The organism is Mesorhizobium sp. M0663, assembly GCF_040320585.1.
Taxonomy (GTDB): domain Bacteria; phylum Pseudomonadota; class Alphaproteobacteria; order Rhizobiales; family Rhizobiaceae; genus Mesorhizobium.
The window spans coordinates 82501-98560 of record NZ_JAMYPX010000001.1 but is presented as its reverse complement, the minus strand read 5'-3'; the positions used below and the strand labels follow the sequence as shown (position 1 = coordinate 98560).

Sequence of the window (16060 nt, the reverse complement as noted above, 5' to 3'; positions counted from 1 at the left end):
ACTTCATACTTATTGGCCGCGGCCGTATTTCTTGAAGGTCGCGTTCCAGTCGGCTGCCAGTGCGTCCAGCGTCTCCTTGGCGGTGCCTTCGCCGCCGATCATGTAAGGATAGATGCGCTGGTTAAGCTGCTGCAGCAGTTCCGCGTATTCCGGAACCGCCCAGAAGTCCTTGACCTTGAACATGGTCTCGTAGAACGCCTTGTTGTAGGGCGTGGCGTTCTGGAATTCGGGCGACTTGAGCACGGCGGCACTGCAGGTGTAGCCGCCGAGCGCTGCCCATTTCTTCTGGGTCTCGTCCTTGATGAACCATTCCAGGAACTTCGTCGCCTCTTCCTGCTTCTGCGAGTAGGAAACGATGGAGATGCCCTGACCGCCGAGTGCGGCGAACTGGTCGCCGCCAGGTCCGGCTGGATTGGCGAAGAAGCCGGTGTTCTTGGCGTTCGGGTTCGACGCCTCGTTGATCAACGAGGGGAAGAACGCGAAGTAGTTCATGCTCATCGCGGCCAGGTTTTCAGTGATCGCCTGGTTGTCCTCGACGAAGAACGACTTGGCCCAGCCCGGAGGCGTGAACTTGTAGAGTTCCTTGTAGGCGTCGAGCGCCGCGATCGCCTTGTCGGAGTTGATGAAGCCATCGACCTTGTAGGTCTTATAGTCACCCAGCTCGCCGCCGAAGGAGAACAGCGCGTTTTCGAAGCCCATCGCCATCGCGTCATAGGAATTGTCGGTGTAGATGGCGATGCCGTATTTTTTCTGGTCCGGCCGGTAGAAGAATTCGGCGATGTCGCGTAGCGCCTTGAAATCCTTCGGCACGTCGAGATCGTAGCCATACTTGGCCTTGAAGGCTTCCTTTTCCTTGGGGTCTTCGAACCAGTCCTTGCGATAGGACCAGCCGACGGCGTCGCCTTCGAGCGGAATGGCCCAGTACTTGCTGCTGCCGCCCGGATATTCGGCATAGTATTTCACCGTGGCCGGTGCCATCACTTCACCGACCTTGTGCTTGTTGAAGAACTCGGTCAGGTCGACATAGTGGCCACCGGTCGAGCCGGCACCGAGCCATTGCGAGTCGCCGACGACCATATCGTAGGCGTCGCCATGGGCGTTGAACTCGGTGAAGGCCTTGGTCTGGAAGTCGGGCCACGGTGTGGTTTCCACCGTGATCTTGACGCCGGTTTCCTTCTCGTACTCGTTGCCGAGTTCCTGCAGGTAATTGGCCGGATCCCATTCCGCCCAGAAGATTGTAAGTTCCTTTTCCTGCGCGTAGACGGACGTTCCGCAGGTGAGCACTAGGCCGATACCAGCAAGCAAGCTGGTCATTGTCTTGCGCATAATGATTTCCTCCCTTGTGCGCATTCTACCGCGTCATGCGAGCCGGCGGCGAGGCCGGCCCTGGTAGTCCTCCCGTGACGGCACCGTTCCGGTTTTTGAGCCTCCTCGTTCGACCGAAACGGATCTTAGCCTTCACCCTTTGATCCGCTTTATTTGTCCTGATCTGGTATTACCAATTTCAGACGAACGTCAAGCTCTTTCTTGGACGGTGGCGGACACGCAGACAAGTTGGTTTCTGCGATATCTGTCTGTTTTCCCTGAATTTTCCTACTCCTTGATACATAAGTGCCTTGCTTAGGCCGCTGCATCGCTAGTAGCACAAATGGTCAGGTTGAAAATCTGGTCGAACCAGATTGGCCTCATCTAACGGCCCTCGTCGGCGCGATCTCGTCACCTTCAGCCATCGATTCCGTCACCGCCGCACGCACCAGTGCGCCGGCCGCCCATTGCGCAACCGACATCGTACTGCGGCTATCCAATCCCCATATATCCTTTAAAACGATCAGCACCTCAACACCGAAGATCAATGACAGCGCCTGCGCGAGCCGCTTGAATTCGCGCGGCGGCAACCGGCCTTTGAGTGGCGCGATCGCATCTTTCAAAAGATCGACGCGATGGCCGCGCGTGAAGGCAGGTTCGCCGTCAAGCGTGCCTGCCTGTCGCTGCGCCCACTGGTCGAGCGACAGTTTCAGCGCCGCCTTGAACGTCGCTTCGAAGACCTCGATGCGCGGCATGGCGGTCTCGAACAGCTCGGCGACCCGGCGCTCGGGATCGGCAGAGCTCGATTTCCACGTAAGGATCGGCCCAAGCCCCTCATCGACCACCGCCTGCACCAACGCCGCCTGGCTCGGAAAATACCGATAGGCGGTGGCGCGCGAGACCTCCGCTGCCTCCGCCACCTCGCTGACGGAGGGCGTGGCGCCCGCCTGCATCAGCTTTGTCGCCGTCTCCAGCATGAGACGCCTGGTGCGCGCGCGGGCCCCGCGCTCTACCTGGGGGTTCGGCCCTTGGCTGGCATCGTCGTCCATTGCCGCTTGTTGACGTGAGACATTCATGTCAATACGATACGCGTGTCTCAAAAAATTGCAATGGCCCTTCGCGCCGTCGAACGGCCGGGCAAAAAGGGGCGGCAGCGCCGAGCACGCCCAAGACCGGGGAAACGCGATGAAGCGCATCTATGTGGTGGGCACCGCCGACACCAAGGGCGAGGAACTCGCATTTCTGGCCGATGCGGTCGCGGCTACCGGCGCTTCGATTGCCCGTGTCGACATCGGAACACGCGGCGCGACCGTGCCGGTCGATGTTTCGGCAGACGAGGTCGCCAGCCACCATTCCGAGGGTCGCAATGCCGTGCTCGGCGTCGACGATCGCGGCACCGCGGTGGCGGCGATGGCTGCCGCCTTTGCCCGGTTTGTCCAGTCGCGCAGCGATATTGCCGGGATTATCGGCATTGGCGGCGGTGGCGGCACCTCGATCATCACCGCAGGCATGCGCACGCTGCCGCTCGGTCTGCCCAAGATCATGGTTTCGACGTTGGCCTCGGGTGACACCGCGCCTTACGTCGACGTCTCCGACATCGTCATGATGCCGTCGGTGACCGACATGGCCGGCCTCAACCGGCTTTCGCGTGTCGTGCTGCACAATGCCGCCCAGGCGATATCAGGCATGGCGACAAAGCCGGCGCCGCCGCCCGAGGGCAAACCGTCGCTCGGCCTCACCATGTTCGGCGTCACCACGCCATGCGTGACCGCGATCGCCGATGAGCTTCGTTCGACTTATGACTGCATGGTCTTTCATGCCACCGGCACCGGCGGCCGCACCATGGAAAAATTGGCCGACAGCGGCCTGTTGTCAGGCGTCATCGACATCACAACGACCGAAGTCTGCGACTTGGTGCTTGGCGGCGTGCTGCCGGCGACCGAAGATCGCTTTGGCGCCATCGCCCGCACCGGGCTGCCTTATGTCGGCTCGGTCGGCGCGCTCGACATGGTCAATTTCTGGGCGCCGCCGACAATTCCGGAACGCTATCGCGGCCGGCTGTTCTATGAGCACAATCCAAACGTCACACTGATGCGCACCACTGCCGACGAAAGCAGAACGATCGGCGAATGGATCGGCACAAGGCTGAGCCTCTGCCAGGGTCCGGTTCGTTTCCTCATTCCGGAGAAAGGCGTGTCGGCGCTCGACATTGAAGGCGGCGCCTTCTTCGACCCTGAAGCCGATGCCGCTTTGTTCGAGGCGATCGAGCGTACCATCAAACCCGCCAAAACGCGGCGCGTGCTGCGCCTGCCGCTTCATATCAACGACCCCGAATTCGCCTGGGCTGCCACAACGGCCTTCCTCGACATCGCCAGACAGTGAGACACCAAGACATGGCCGCCATACCGCGCAAGAAAATCCTGGAGAAATTCCGCAAGATGATCGCGGACGGCGTGCCGATCGTCGGCGGCGGTGCCGGCACCGGCCTGTCGGCCAAGGCAGAGGAAGCCGGCGGCATCGACCTGATCATCATCTACAATTCCGGCCGCTACCGCATGGCCGGGCGCGGCTCGGCCGCCGGCCTGCTCGCCTATGGCAACGCCAACGAGATCGTCAAGGAAATGGCCTACGAAGTGCTGCCGGTAGTGAAGAAGACGCCGGTGCTGGCCGGCGTCAACGGCACCGATCCCTTCGTCATCATGCCGCTGCTTTTGGCCGAGTTGAAGACGATGGGCTTTTCCGGTGTGCAGAACTTTCCGACCATCGGCCTGTTCGACGGCCAGATGCGGCAGAGTTTTGAAGAAACCGGCATGGGCTTCGGGCTCGAGGTCGACATGATCGCCGAGGCTCACAAACTCGACCTGTTGACCACGCCCTATGTCTTCAACCCAGACGAGGCGCGCGCCATGACAACAGCTGGCGCCGACATCGTCGTCGCCCATATGGGGGTGACCACCGGCGGCTCGATTGGCGCGACATCGGCTAAATCGCTGGACGACTGTGTGAGCGAGATCGACGCCATCGCCAAAGCGGCACGCTCAGTGCGCGAGGATATGATCCTGCTTTGCCATGGCGGGCCGATCTCGATGCCGGACGACGCCAGATATATTCTCGAGCGCTGCAAGGGCCTACACGGGTTCTATGGCGCCAGTTCGATGGAGCGGCTGCCGGCGGAAGCCTCGATCGCCAGGCAGACGGCGGATTTCAAGGCCGTTACGTTCGGCGCTGCGTAGAGACCAGCAAAAAGAAGGGTGGGACGATGACCGACAACAGCAAGGTATTCGTATATCCAAAAGACGTCAGCGCCTTCGGCTTCGACTGGGGCAGGCTGTCGCTGACGGTCGCTCCCGAAGTGAACGGCGCAAAGCGATTTTCCGGTGGTGTCGTCGACCTACCGTCAGGCAAAGGCCATACGCGTCATAACCATCCGGGTGCGGAGGAGATCATCTTTGTCATCTCAGGCAATGGCGAGCAGATGGTCGAAGACGAGAAAGGCAACCCGGTCGTCGAGAAAGTCGGCCCCGGCTGCACCATCTATGTGCCGGAAAGCCGCTTCCACTCGACGCTCAATACCGGCGACGGGCCGATGCAGCTTTTCGTCGTCTATTCGCCGACCGGGCCGGAACTGGCGTTGCGGGAGTTGCCGGATTTCAGGTTGATCCCGCCGGGCAGATAATGTCAGAGGCTGAGGCCAATCTTCATCGCACGAGCGACCCTTGCTAGGTTGTTAGTATCGCTCCCCAGAGCGAGCCTATCCGGCAAAGTGGGGACATCGCGCTCTGATCGGAAAGCATCCGGCGAAGGTAAGCGCGCCACCCAATAGGACAAACAGTTTTCCGCTGCCTCTGGACCAAGCTGCCAGAGTACAAATCGAACAGCATTTTCAGGGAACATGAAGCCCGGAACTTCAGAACATGCGACCTGTTCGGCTAGTTTGCGCGGAACGTCGAAACGTTCGAAGAGCGGCAGGACAGTCGTTTGGATGTTGGCAACGATGTTCGCGATTTCAGCCTGGCGGGTATGCGGGTTTGCGATGTTCCATGTCCGCCAATGATGCGGGGTTCGCAAATTGCCAAGCTGTCCACCGGCGACCCAATCGCTGGCACTGGCGGGCCAAGCGCTTCGCTCGTCCCACTCCTTTATTGCCTTGCTGTAGACCGACGCATGCACGACGAGTTCGACGTACTCGCCGCCGACGTTCAGATAGTTTGATTGAAAGGAGATTTTGAATACCCAGTCGCCGGCCCGACGACTCGCATGAGGACCGCTTTTCGCAAAGCGGAACCCAATCGGTTCGAACTCCATGGAGATCTGCTCGCACCCGTCGATAAAGACCTGCTTGGGCAGTTCGCGTTCCATATCGGCAAATGCTCGCTGGCGTGACCAATTATTTGCTCGGACGAGGTAATCTCAAGAACGGGCTAGGTAACCAGCGCCTAAGCCGCCCCCGCCCCTGTTCCAGCCCCGGCCCCGATCGCCGAACATGACGTAACCGGCATCGGTCACCGCCACCGTGTCCTCCAGCTTGATGAAGCCGCGCGTCGGGTGGAGCATGGTCGTCTCGACCGAAAGCACCATGTTCTTCTCCAGCGGCTTTGCGGCATAGGTGCCTTCATAGGTCACCGGATGGTTGGTCATCAGGAACGGCGCTTCATGCGTGATCAGCCCCATGCCATGCGCGAAGAAATCAGTATAGGCCGCAACCTTGGATTTCTTCAGAACGCCTTCGGCACGAGAAATCATGTCACCGCCCAGCGTGCCCGCCTTGACCTTGGAGAAGGCCGCCTGCTGCACTGCCTCGATCTCGGCCAGCAGATCCTCGAGTTCGGCGTCAGGGTCGCCCAGCACGCCCATGCGGCAAAGATCGCCGATATAGCCGTGGTAGTTGCCGCCGGAATCGATCGACATCACCTCGCCCTTCCTCCACGCCTGCGGCGAGGCGGCGCGGTTGTGGCTGGAGCCTAGCGTCAACAGGCAATATTCGAAATGCGCGCCGCGATTGGTCTCCTCGCGCCTGAGCTGTTCGATGATCTCGCTCTTGGTCGTGCCTTCGCGTGCCCAGCCGATGGTCGCCAGCATGGAATCGGTGATCAGCTCCGAAGCGATGCGCAGCTTTTCCAGCTCCGCCTCGGTTTTGATTGCCCGCATGCGCTCCAGCATATCAGTCGCATCGATCAGCTTGGCATCCGGCAGCGCGTTGCGGATCAGCATATAGGCGTCGGACGGCAGGAAGGCGGGCTCGATGCCGATGCGGGCATTGCCCTTGCCGATCTTTCGCAAATGCTCGACCGCCAGATTGGCGGCATCGAGCGTACCCCAGCAGGCGGCATGCAGTGTCGGCGTCCAGAACGGATGATTCTGGTGCTCGCCGCCTTCCATGCGGTTGCCGATATAGGCGGCATGCTCCGGCCCACCTTTCTCATAGACGACGACAGGCAGATAACGGCTGTGGCCGATTGCATCCATGGCGGCGAAGAAGATGAACTTGTAGCCGCCAAGCAGATATTGCGTGTTGTGCTTGGAGGTGGCGAGCAGCACGTCGATGCCGGCCTCCTCCATCAGCCCGTCCACCCTGGCCTGGTCGAACGGCACGCTGCCGACGGCATTCTTGCCCGGGGCAATGTTCATGTCTCTCTCCCTGAAATCCCTTAGCCGGCCGCTCGCCGGCACCGGCTTTTCCGGCTCTGAACCTCGGCTATGCTTAAATCTGCATCATTTTGCCCGATCTGGTCCAGCCAGAACGGGCGAACCAGCCCCAAAAGCTGCTCCACCTGCTGCACTTTACTCCAGTCTGGTCCTGCTAGAACCGCGCGTCGAACCGTTTTCTGTACAACTGGTCCAGCGGACGGAAATTTCAAAGCCACGTAGAGATGCGCCAATTCCGTCTTTGGCGAAACCCCGCACAAGGCCCATAATCAGCTTTGCAGGATGCTTACGAGCGTCCGAGGGGTACGGCGGACCCGGCCGGGTCCGCGGAGAGGACGGAGTTCGATCATGCCAGAGTTCACCATTTCCAGACGTACAATGCTGGCCGGTTCGGCATTGCTGTTGGCCTCCACCGCCATGCCGACGATCGGCTCGGCGCAGACGCCGAGAAAGGGCGGACGACTGGTTGTCGCCGCCGATTCCGAGCCGCGCAATCTCAATCCGGCGATTGTCGCCTCGAACGGCGTCTTCTTCATCTCGAGCAAGATCGTGGAAACCTTGGCCGAGGCCTCCTTCGGCGGCAAGGACGGGCTCGATCCGCGCCTGGCGCTCAGCTGGGAAGGTGCCGCCGACGGCCTGTCGGTTACGTTCAAACTGCGCGAGGGCGTCAAATGGCATGATGGGAAGCCATTCACCTCAGCCGATGTCGCCTTCTCGGCGCTGCAGGTCTGGAAGCCGCTGCAGAATCTCGGCCGCACCGTGTTCAAGGATCTGGAGGCGGTCGACACGCCGGACGAAACCACCGCCGTGTTCAAATTCGCCAAGCCGACACCGTTCCAGCTGATCCGCAACGCCTTGCCGGCGCTGAGCAGCGTGGTGCCCAAGCACATCTACGAGACCGGAAAGATCGAGGATAACCCGGCCAACAACGCCCCTGTCGGCACCGGACCGTTCAAATTTGCCGAACACAAGCCCGGCGAATATTACCGGCTGGAGAAGAACACCGACTATTGGGGCAAGGACGAGCCCTATCTCGACGAGATCATCTATCAGGTGCTGCCGGACCGCACGTCGGCGGCCAGCGCCCTGGAAGCCGAAGAGATCCAGCTCGCCGCCTTCTCCGCCGTGCCCCTGGCCGATCTCGACCGCATCTCCAAAGTGCCCGGTCTCAAGGTGATCACCAAGGGTTATGAAGGGCTGACCTACCAGCTCGTCGTCGAGATCAATCATCGCCGCAAGGAGCTGGCCGACCTGAAAGTACGCCAGGCGATCGCTCACGCCATCGACAAGGATTTCGTCGTCAAGACGGTATTCCTTGGCTATGCCGCCACCGCCACTGGCCCGGTGCCGAAAAACGACCCGCAATTCTACACCGCCGACGTGCCGACCTACGCCTTCGACGTCGCCAAGGCCAACGCCTTGCTTGACGAGGCCGGCTACAGCCGGGGCGATGACGGCAAGCGCTTTTCACTGAGATTGCTGCCGGCGCCTTACTTCAACGAAACCAAGCAGTTCGGCGACTATCTGCGCCAGGCGCTCGCCGCCATCGGCATCGACGCCCAGCTGGTCAACAACGACTCGGCCGCGCATATCAAGGCGGTCTACACCGACCACGCCTTCGACCTCGCGGTCGGGCCGCCGGTGTTCCGCGGCGATCCGGCGATCTCGACCACCATCCTGGTGCAGAGCGGCATTCCCGACGGCGTGCCCTTCTCCAACCAGGGCGGCTACAAGAACGCCGAACTCGATGCCCTGATCGCCAAGGCATCGGAGACGCTCGACACCGCCGCCCGCACCGAACTCTACAAGGAGTTCGAGAGGAAAGTTGCCGCCGACCTGCCGCTGATCAACGTCGCCGAATGGAGTTTCATCAGCGTCGCCCGTGATACGGTCAACAACATCGCCAACAACCCGCGCTGGGCGGTATCGAACTGGGCGGACACTTGGCTGGAGGGGTAAGAAAGTCTCTCCAGACTTGCGCGCCGTTTGTGTGGGTGCTCAGCTTCAGCGATGAGAGCTTTTTCGCGCCCCCCTCTGTCCTGCCCTCTTTGCCACCACTTGGCATCTCCCCCACGAAGGGGAAGATCGGCTGTCATTGTCGCTTTCGCCAATCTCCAGCGTTGCAAGACGGCCGGCAACGCCGAAACTGCCAATCTCCCTCCTTGTGGGGGAGATGTCCGGCAGGACAGAGGGGGGCGCCGTAGAGGGCGGCACCGAAGACTTGGCTCTCCTATCGGCGTTGCGCCATGACCCGCGCCGTCATCCTCCTTCGCCGCCGTCTCGTCGGCAGCATCTTCGTGCTGCTGATTGTCGTCATCGGCACGTTCCTGTTGCTCGAAGCCGCTCCCGGCGACGCGGTCGATGCCTACATCGTCTCGACCGGAGGCGACGTCGGCATGATCGAGCTGTTGCGTCACCGCTGGGGGCTCGACCAGTCGGAGCTGACACGGCTCGCCAATTACCTTTGGGCGCTGCTGCATCTCGATCTCGGCCAATCGGTCACCTTTTCGCGGCCGATCCGCGATGTCATCCTCGAGCGCCTGCCCAACACGCTGCTGTTGATGGGCAGCGCCACCGCGCTCTCCTTCGGCCTCGGCTCGGCGCTCGGCATCTATGCCGGCGCCAGTCCCGGCAGCTTCCGCGATCGCTTCCTCTCCATCGGTTCGCTGGCGCTCTATGCCGTGCCGGGCTTCTGGCTCGGGCTTGTGCTGATCATTGTCTTCGCCGTCGACCTGCGCTGGTTTCCGATCGGCGGCATCGAGAGTATCGCCTCGGCCAAGACCGGCCTCGGTCGTGCCGCCGATATCGCCCGCCATCTCGTCCTGCCGGTTTCGGCGCTCGGCTTCATTTATCTCGCGCTCTATCTGCGCATGATGCGCGCCGGCATGGCCGAGGTGTGGCGACAGGACTTTGTGCTGGCCGCCCGCGCCAGGGGACTTTCCCGCCGCCGCATCGTGCTCGCCCATGTCGCCCGCAACGCACTGTTGCCGCTGGTCACCATGCTCGGCCTGCAATCCGCGCAGATGCTGGGCGGCAGCGTCGTGATCGAGAGCGTCTTTTCCGTGCCCGGCCTCGGCCGGCTGGCGCAGGAAGCGGTGGCCGCGCGGGATACCCCACTACTGCTCGGCATTATTCTCACCAGCGCTGTCCTGGTCGTCATTATCAACCTTCTCGTCGACATCGCCTACGTCTTCCTCGATCCGCGCGTCGGGGCCAGTGAGGCCAGCGCATGAGTCCACTTGCCCGCTTCCTGCGCACGCCGGAGGCTGTCGCCGGCGCGGTCATCCTGGCGGCGCTGTTTGCCATGGCGCTTGCTGCACCTTTGTTCTTTCCCGGCGATCCGCAGGCGATTGCCGGACCGGCATTGCTGCCGCTCTTCCAGGATTGGTCGCTGCCGCTCGGCACCGACCGGCTCGGCCGCGACGTGCTAGCCGAGCTCTTCCATGGCGCCCGTACCTCGCTGGCGGTCGGGCTGGCAGCAGCAGCCGCCGCCCTTGCCATCGGCGCCGTGATCGGCACCGTGGCCGGCTTTGCTGGCGGCCTTGTCGACGAGATGCTGATGCGCATCACCGACGCGTTCCAGACCGTCCCAGCCTTTCTGCTGGCTTTGGCTTTCGTCAGCATCGTCGGGCCGTCGCTCGGCGTCGTCGTCGCTGCGATCGCGCTGGGCGCCTGGATCGGACCGGCACGCGTGGCGCGGGCCGAAGTGCTGTCGATCCGCGAGCGCGATTTTGTTGCCGGCGCCCGCGTCATCGGCATGCATCCGCTGGAGATCGCCTTTCGCGAGGTGCTCCCCAATGCGCTGCCGCCGGTAATGGCTTTGTCGTCGGTGATCGTCGCCGCGGCGATTCTCACCGAAGCGGCATTGTCCTTTCTCGGCCTCGGCGATCCCAACCGGGTTACCTGGGGCGGCATGATCGCCGAAGGCCGCGCCGTGCTGCGCACCGCGCCCTTCCTGTCGATCATTCCGGGCGTAGCGCTCGTGCTCACCGTGCTCGGCGTCTATCTCGCCGGCGAAGGCGTCGTCGAGACCACGGCGATGAGGAGGAGCCTGTCGTGACGGCGCTTGCTTCGATCCGCAATCTGACGGTGACCTATCGCCGCGACGGCGCCGAGGTAGCGGCGCTGAAGAATGTCGGCTTCGACATCACCGCCGGCGAGCGCTTTGCCATCATCGGTGAAAGCGGTTCGGGCAAGAGCACGCTGGCGCTGGCCATTGCCGGCCTGCTGCCGGCCACCGCCAGGATCGAAGGCCGCATCGATTGGCTCTTGCGTCCGCCGCCAATGTTTGGTGCCAAGGCACCCCACTCTGTCCTGCCGGACATCTCCCCCTCAAGGGGGGAGATCGGTAGTTTCGCAGCCGGTTCCTTTCCGCCAGCTTCGGTGATTGGCGAAGGCAGAGATGAAAGCGCAATCTCCCCCCTTGAGGGGGAGATGTCCGGCAGGACAGAGGGGGGCGCGACAGAGCGCCGACCATTCGTCATTGCGACAAGCCACACCCCCATCGGCGGCCGCGATATCGGCTTCGTTTTCCAGGACCCATCCGCCAGTCTCGACCCGGTGATGCCAATCGGCAAGCAGATCGCGGAAGTCGCGTGCACTCATCTCGGCCTCAGTTGGCGAGACGCCTATGCCAAGGCAAAAACCCTGCTCGAGCGCGTCCGCCTGCCCGATCCGGACGCTGCCCTCTGCGCCTTTCCACACCAGCTCTCGGGCGGCCAGAAGCAGCGTGTCGCCATCGCCGCGGCGATCGCGGCCGGTCCGAGATTGCTGATCGCCGACGAGGCGACCAGCGCGCTGGATACGATCGTGCAGGCCGAGATCGTCGGGCTGATCCGGCGACTGGTGGCCGAGGACGGTATGACGCTGCTGTTCATCAGCCACGACATTGCGCTGGCCGCTGAGCTTGCAGAGCGCATCGCGGTGTTCCGGCATGGCGAGCTGCTCGAGCTCGGTTCGACAGCCCAAATCGTCAATGCGCCGCGTCACGCATACACTCGTGTGCTGCTTGACGCTCATCTCGGCCTCGACGCCGAGCCGCTGTTGCGAACATGACCGACCCGCTGCTCGCCGTTTCCGGCCTGACCAAACGATACAGTCGCAGCGGCAAGATCATCGCCGCGGTCGACGACGTTTCCTTCCACATCGACCCCGGCGAGACGCTGGCGCTGGCCGGACCTTCCGGCAGCGGCAAGTCGACGATAGCTCGTCTAGTGCTCCGGCTCATCGAAGTCGATACCGGCCGTATTGAATTTGAAGGCAGCGATTTCCTATCGCTGAACGGCGCTGCCTTGCGCGGCCGGCGCGCCCGTCTTCAGATGGTGTTTCAGGATCCGCTCGCCGCCTTGAACCCACGCGCCACAGTCGCCCGTGTGCTCGACGACCCCTTGCGCATCCATCACATTGCCTCTGGCCCCGAGCGCCCGCGCCATATTGCAGCTCTGCTGGAACGCGTCGGCCTCAGCCCCGGTCTCGCCGGCCGCGCCATTCACGAAATTTCCGGCGGCCAACGCCAGCGCGTTGCAATCGCCCGCGCCATCGCCACGAAACCGTCGCTGGTCGTGCTCGACGAGGCCGTGTCGGCGCTCGATGTTTCGGTGCGCGCGCAGATCCTGCAGCTGCTGCTTGACCTTCAACGCGAGGAACGCATCGCCTATCTGTTCATTTCGCACGATCTCGGTGTCGTCCGTGCCATCGCTCACCGGGTCACTATTCTGGAAGCCGGGCGCATTGCCGAGAGCGGCGATGCGCGCAGCGTAATCGACGCGCCGCAATCCGCGATCGGCAAGGCGCTGGTGGCGGCAGCGCCAAGACTGTCAAGGATCGAACGGGACGTATCATGACCGACGCCGAAGCCCGAGCCGAAACACTGTCGCGCGAACTCGATTCCGCCTTCCGCAACCGCGCCGATCTCTATCGTCTATTCCTCGACGAGCTAACCGCGGAGTTGGGCGCGGAAAAAGCCGAGGCGATCATGATCCGTATCATCGAACAACGCGGCAAGGAGGTTGCGGCGGCGGCCTTCGCCGATTTCGGCCCGAACGATGCACCGGCGATCGGCGAGGCGTTCCTCGCCGTCAGCCCGGATGGCGGCCGCATGTATCCGACCGACGTCGAACGCAGCCAAGGCCGCATCGCCTTCAAGGTCAAGCGCTGTCCGCTGAAGGACGCCTGGGTCGAAGCCGGCGTCGGCGACGAGAAGCTCGCCACGCTCTGCCGCATCGCCGGCGCCTTCGACCGCGGCCTGTTCGAGGCCACCGGAGTGCGCTTCGACAACGTCACCTGGACGCCGGGTCACGGTTCCGGCTGCTGCCACATCGCCTTGACCAACCGGGATGCCGGTTAGAGCTGCATCCATGCAGCACAGTTAGGTGCCGGCAGGACGTGGAACTCCGTCGCGGCGCGCGAGCTTCGGTGTTTGGCAGCACGCCCCAAAACAAAGAAACCCGGCGCCGTAAGGCTACCGGGGTTTTTGATGCTCGCATGCAAGGAATTTGGTTGCGGGGGCGGGACCTTCCTTGGTGTCTCGCTGTGCCTGCTTCGTGCGAGGCCTGACGGGGATCGAACCAATCGGCCAGCAAAACGAAAACGGCCCGCACAAGGCGGGCCGTTTTCGAATTTGGTTGCGGGGACAGGATTTGAACCTGTGACCTTCAGGTTATGAGCCTGACGAGCTACCGGGCTGCTCCACCCCGCGTCAACCCTAAAGGTAAGCCTTGGCTCACCGGATTCAAGCTTCCGCCAAATGAAAGGGCCGCTTTCGCGGCCCGGAGTCCCGTTGGCGGGCCTGTTCGTAAGGAGAAGATTAAACAACGTGCGCTTGGCAGACCTGGCAGCGACCTACTCTCCCGCGTCTTGAGACGAAGTACCATCAGCGCTGGAGCGTTTCACGGCCGAGTTCGGAATGGGATCGGGTGCAGCCGCTCCGCCATAACCACCAGGTCGGCAAAACGCACGTTGCTCGAGAAGCTGTTTTCTGTGCCATCCATCTCGGCGCAATCCAAGGATTGTCACCAGAAATGGGCATTAGGAATGAGAACGATCAAGCCGATCGAACTATTAGTACCGGTAAGCTTCAAGCGTTGCCGCTCTTCCACACCCGGCCTATCAACGTGGTCGTCTTCCACGGTTCTCAGGGAATACTCGTTTTAAGGTGGGTTTCCCGCTTAGATGCCTTCAGCGGTTATCCCGTCCGGATATAGCTACCCTGCTATGCGGCTGGCGCCACAACAGGTCCACCAGAGATCCGTCCATCCCGGTCCTCTCGTACTAGGGACAGATCCTTTCAATATTCCTACACCCACGGCAGATAGGGACCGAACTGTCTCACGACGTTCTGAACCCAACTCACGTACCGCTTTAAATGGCGAACAGCCATACCCTTGGGACCTGCTCCAGCCCCAGGATGCGATGAGTCGACATCGAGGTGCCAAACAACCCCGTCGATATGGACTCTTGGGGGTCATCAGCCTGTTATCCCCGGCGTACCTTTTATCCGTTGAGCGATGGCCCTTCCACGCGGGACCACCGGATCACTATGACCGACTTTCGTCTCTGCTCGACTTGTCAGTCTCGCAGTCAGGCAGGCTTATGCCATTGCACTCAGCGAACGATTTCCGACCGTTCTGAGCCCACCATCGCGCGCCTCCGTTACTCTTTAGGAGGCGACCGCCCCAGTCAAACTACCCACCATACATTGTCCCGGACCCGGATAACGGGCCGCGGTTAGACATCCATAGTGATAAGGGTGGTATTTCAAGGGTGGCTCCACCTGAGCTGGCGCCCAGGTTTCAAAGCCTACCACCTATCCTACACATGCCACTACGAATGCCAATGTAAAGCTATAGTAAAGGTGCACGGGGTCTTTCCGTCTAACCGCAGGAACCCCGCATCTTCACGGGGAATTCAATTTCACTGAGTCTATGCTGGAGACAGCGGGGAAGTCGTTACGCCATTCGTGCAGGTCGGAACTTACCCGACAAGGAATTTCGCTACCTTAGGACCGTTATAGTTACGGCCGCCGTTTACTGGGGCTTCGATTCAGAGCTTGCACCCCTCCTCTTAACCTTCCAGCACCGGGCAGGCGTCAGACCCTATACGTCGTCTTGCGACTTCGCAGAGCCCTGTGTTTTTGATAAACAGTCGCTACCCCCTGGTCTGTGCCACCCTCCCATGCTTGCGCATGAAAGGGTCACGCTTCTTCCGAAGTTACGCGTGCAATTTGCCGAGTTCCTTCAGCATAGTTCTCTCAAGCGCCTTGGTATACTCTACCAGTCCACCAGTGTCGGTTTCGGGTACGGTCTATAAGGAGGAGCTATTTCCTGGAACCACGCAGCAGCCCTTTCAATCCGATAAGATTGGACTACCTCAATGATCCGTCACTTCCTCCAGGCCCACGAATATTAACGTGGTTCCCATCGTCTACGCATTTCTGCCTCGACTTAGGGGCCGGCTAACCCTGCTCAGATTAGCTTTAAGCAGGAACCCTTGGACTTTCGGCGGGGGAGTCTCTCACTCCCCTTACGTTACTCATGTCAGCATTCGCACTTCTGATACCTCCACCACCCCTCACGGGTATGGCTTCATCAGCTTACAGAACGCTCCGCTACCGCTTGCATTGCTGCAAACCCTAAGCTTCGGTGTATGGCTTTAGCCCCGTTACATTTTCGGCGCAAAGACCCTTATTTAGACCAGTGAGCTGTTACGCTTTCTTTAAATGATGGCTGCTTCTAAGCCAACATCCTGGTTGTTTTGGGATCCTCACATCCTTTCCCACTTAGCCATAACTTGGGGACCTTAGCTGTAGGTCAGGGTTGTTTCCCTTTTCACGACGGACGTTAGCACCCGCCGTGTGTCTGCCGACTATTACTCCCAGGTATTCGGAGTTTGGTTAGGTTTGGTAATCCGGTGAGGACCCCTAGCCCATCCAGTGCTCTACCCCCTGGGGTATTCGGTCGACGCTCTACCTAAATAGATTTCGCGGAGAACCAGCTATTTCCGAGTTTGATTGGCCTTTCACCCCTAGCCACAAGTCATCCCGAACTATTGCAACAGTTATGGGTTCGGTCCTCCAGTAAGTGTTACCTTACCTTCAACCTGCTCATGGCTA

At 61.2% G+C, this 16060-nt stretch carries 13 protein-coding genes, 1 tRNA gene and 2 rRNA genes (1 of these 16 cut by a window edge); 9 read left to right on the top strand and 7 right to left on the bottom strand.

Features of this window, described 5'->3' with window-relative positions:
• Window positions 1-9 precede the first annotated feature (9 nt).
• Together NKI54_RS00505 and NKI54_RS00500 are read right to left on the bottom strand one after the other, a co-directional pair.
• Complete coding sequence (locus NKI54_RS00505; RefSeq protein WP_352633828.1) at window positions 10-1326, bottom strand: ABC transporter substrate-binding protein; 1317 nt, start codon at window positions 1324-1326, stop codon at window positions 10-12.
• 359 nt (window positions 1327-1685) lie between these two features.
• Window positions 1686-2354: a TetR/AcrR family transcriptional regulator gene (locus NKI54_RS00500; protein WP_352634308.1), complete on the bottom strand. Its 669-nt coding sequence runs from the start codon at window positions 2352-2354 to the stop codon at window positions 1686-1688.
• Window positions 2355-2490: 136 nt separating this feature from the next.
• Here NKI54_RS00500 and NKI54_RS00495 point away from each other — a divergent pair, with 136 nt between their 5' ends.
• From NKI54_RS00495 to NKI54_RS00485, 3 genes are read left to right on the top strand one after another with little or no spacing between them, the layout of a single operon-like run.
• Window positions 2491-3687, top strand: a complete 1197-nt coding sequence (locus NKI54_RS00495) for a Tm-1-like ATP-binding domain-containing protein (RefSeq protein WP_352456828.1) — start codon at window positions 2491-2493, stop codon at window positions 3685-3687.
• Window positions 3688-3698: 11 nt separating this feature from the next.
• On the top strand, window positions 3699-4538 hold the full coding sequence (locus tag NKI54_RS00490; RefSeq protein ID WP_352456829.1) for a phosphoenolpyruvate hydrolase family protein: 840 nt from the start codon (window positions 3699-3701) through the stop codon (window positions 4536-4538).
• 26 nt (window positions 4539-4564) lie between these two features.
• Entirely contained in the window at window positions 4565-4981 is a 417-nt protein-coding gene (locus NKI54_RS00485; protein WP_352633830.1) for a cupin domain-containing protein, read from the top strand.
• 2 nt (window positions 4982-4983) lie between these two features.
• Here NKI54_RS00485 and NKI54_RS00480 read toward each other — a convergent pair whose 3' ends face one another.
• The gene (locus NKI54_RS00480; protein WP_352620178.1) at window positions 4984-5664 is read right to left on the bottom strand and encodes a DUF4304 domain-containing protein; all 681 of its coding nucleotides are present in this window, start codon (window positions 5662-5664) and stop codon (window positions 4984-4986) included.
• 51 nt (window positions 5665-5715) lie between these two features.
• Window positions 5716-6933 carry a M24 family metallopeptidase gene (locus NKI54_RS00475; protein WP_352633832.1) on the bottom strand — a complete coding sequence of 406 codons (1218 nt, stop codon included), beginning with the start codon at window positions 6931-6933 and terminating at the stop codon, window positions 5716-5718.
• A gap of 366 nt (window positions 6934-7299) precedes the next feature.
• On the opposite strand from NKI54_RS00475, the gene NKI54_RS00470 reads away from it, so the two are divergent.
• The 6 genes from NKI54_RS00470 (at window position 7300) to NKI54_RS00445 (ending at window position 13297) form a co-directional block, all read left to right on the top strand.
• Window positions 7300-8910, top strand: a complete 1611-nt coding sequence (locus tag NKI54_RS00470) for an ABC transporter substrate-binding protein (RefSeq protein ID WP_352633834.1) — start codon at window positions 7300-7302, stop codon at window positions 8908-8910.
• A gap of 287 nt (window positions 8911-9197) precedes the next feature.
• The gene (locus tag NKI54_RS00465) at window positions 9198-10184 is read left to right on the top strand and encodes an ABC transporter permease (protein ID WP_352690325.1); all 987 of its coding nucleotides are present in this window, start codon (window positions 9198-9200) and stop codon (window positions 10182-10184) included.
• Window positions 10181-11011 carry an ABC transporter permease gene (locus NKI54_RS00460; RefSeq protein WP_352633836.1) on the top strand — a complete coding sequence of 277 codons (831 nt, stop codon included), beginning with the start codon at window positions 10181-10183 and terminating at the stop codon, window positions 11009-11011. The genes NKI54_RS00465 and NKI54_RS00460 overlap by 4 nt, the downstream gene beginning before the upstream one ends.
• The gene (locus tag NKI54_RS00455) at window positions 11008-12006 is read left to right on the top strand and encodes an ABC transporter ATP-binding protein (RefSeq protein WP_352633838.1); all 999 of its coding nucleotides are present in this window, start codon (window positions 11008-11010) and stop codon (window positions 12004-12006) included. Before NKI54_RS00460 ends, NKI54_RS00455 begins: the two co-directional genes overlap by 4 nt.
• Window positions 12003-12794 (top strand): ATP-binding cassette domain-containing protein, encoded by a 792-nt coding sequence (locus NKI54_RS00450; protein WP_352633840.1) that lies wholly within the window; start codon window positions 12003-12005, stop codon window positions 12792-12794. Before NKI54_RS00455 ends, NKI54_RS00450 begins: the two co-directional genes overlap by 4 nt.
• Window positions 12791-13297 carry an L-2-amino-thiazoline-4-carboxylic acid hydrolase gene (locus tag NKI54_RS00445; protein ID WP_352633842.1) on the top strand — a complete coding sequence of 169 codons (507 nt, stop codon included), beginning with the start codon at window positions 12791-12793 and terminating at the stop codon, window positions 13295-13297. Before NKI54_RS00450 ends, NKI54_RS00445 begins: the two co-directional genes overlap by 4 nt.
• Window positions 13298-13571: 274 nt before the next feature.
• Here NKI54_RS00445 and NKI54_RS00440 read toward each other — a convergent pair.
• The 3 genes from NKI54_RS00440 to NKI54_RS00430 form a co-directional block, all read right to left on the bottom strand.
• Window positions 13572-13648: transfer RNA gene (locus NKI54_RS00440), tRNA-Met, on the bottom strand.
• Window positions 13649-13778: 130 nt separating this feature from the next.
• Window positions 13779-13893, bottom strand: a 5S ribosomal RNA gene (gene rrf / locus NKI54_RS00435).
• A gap of 96 nt (window positions 13894-13989) precedes the next feature.
• A 23S ribosomal RNA gene (locus NKI54_RS00430) occupies window positions 13990-16060 on the bottom strand (it continues 728 nt past the right edge of the window).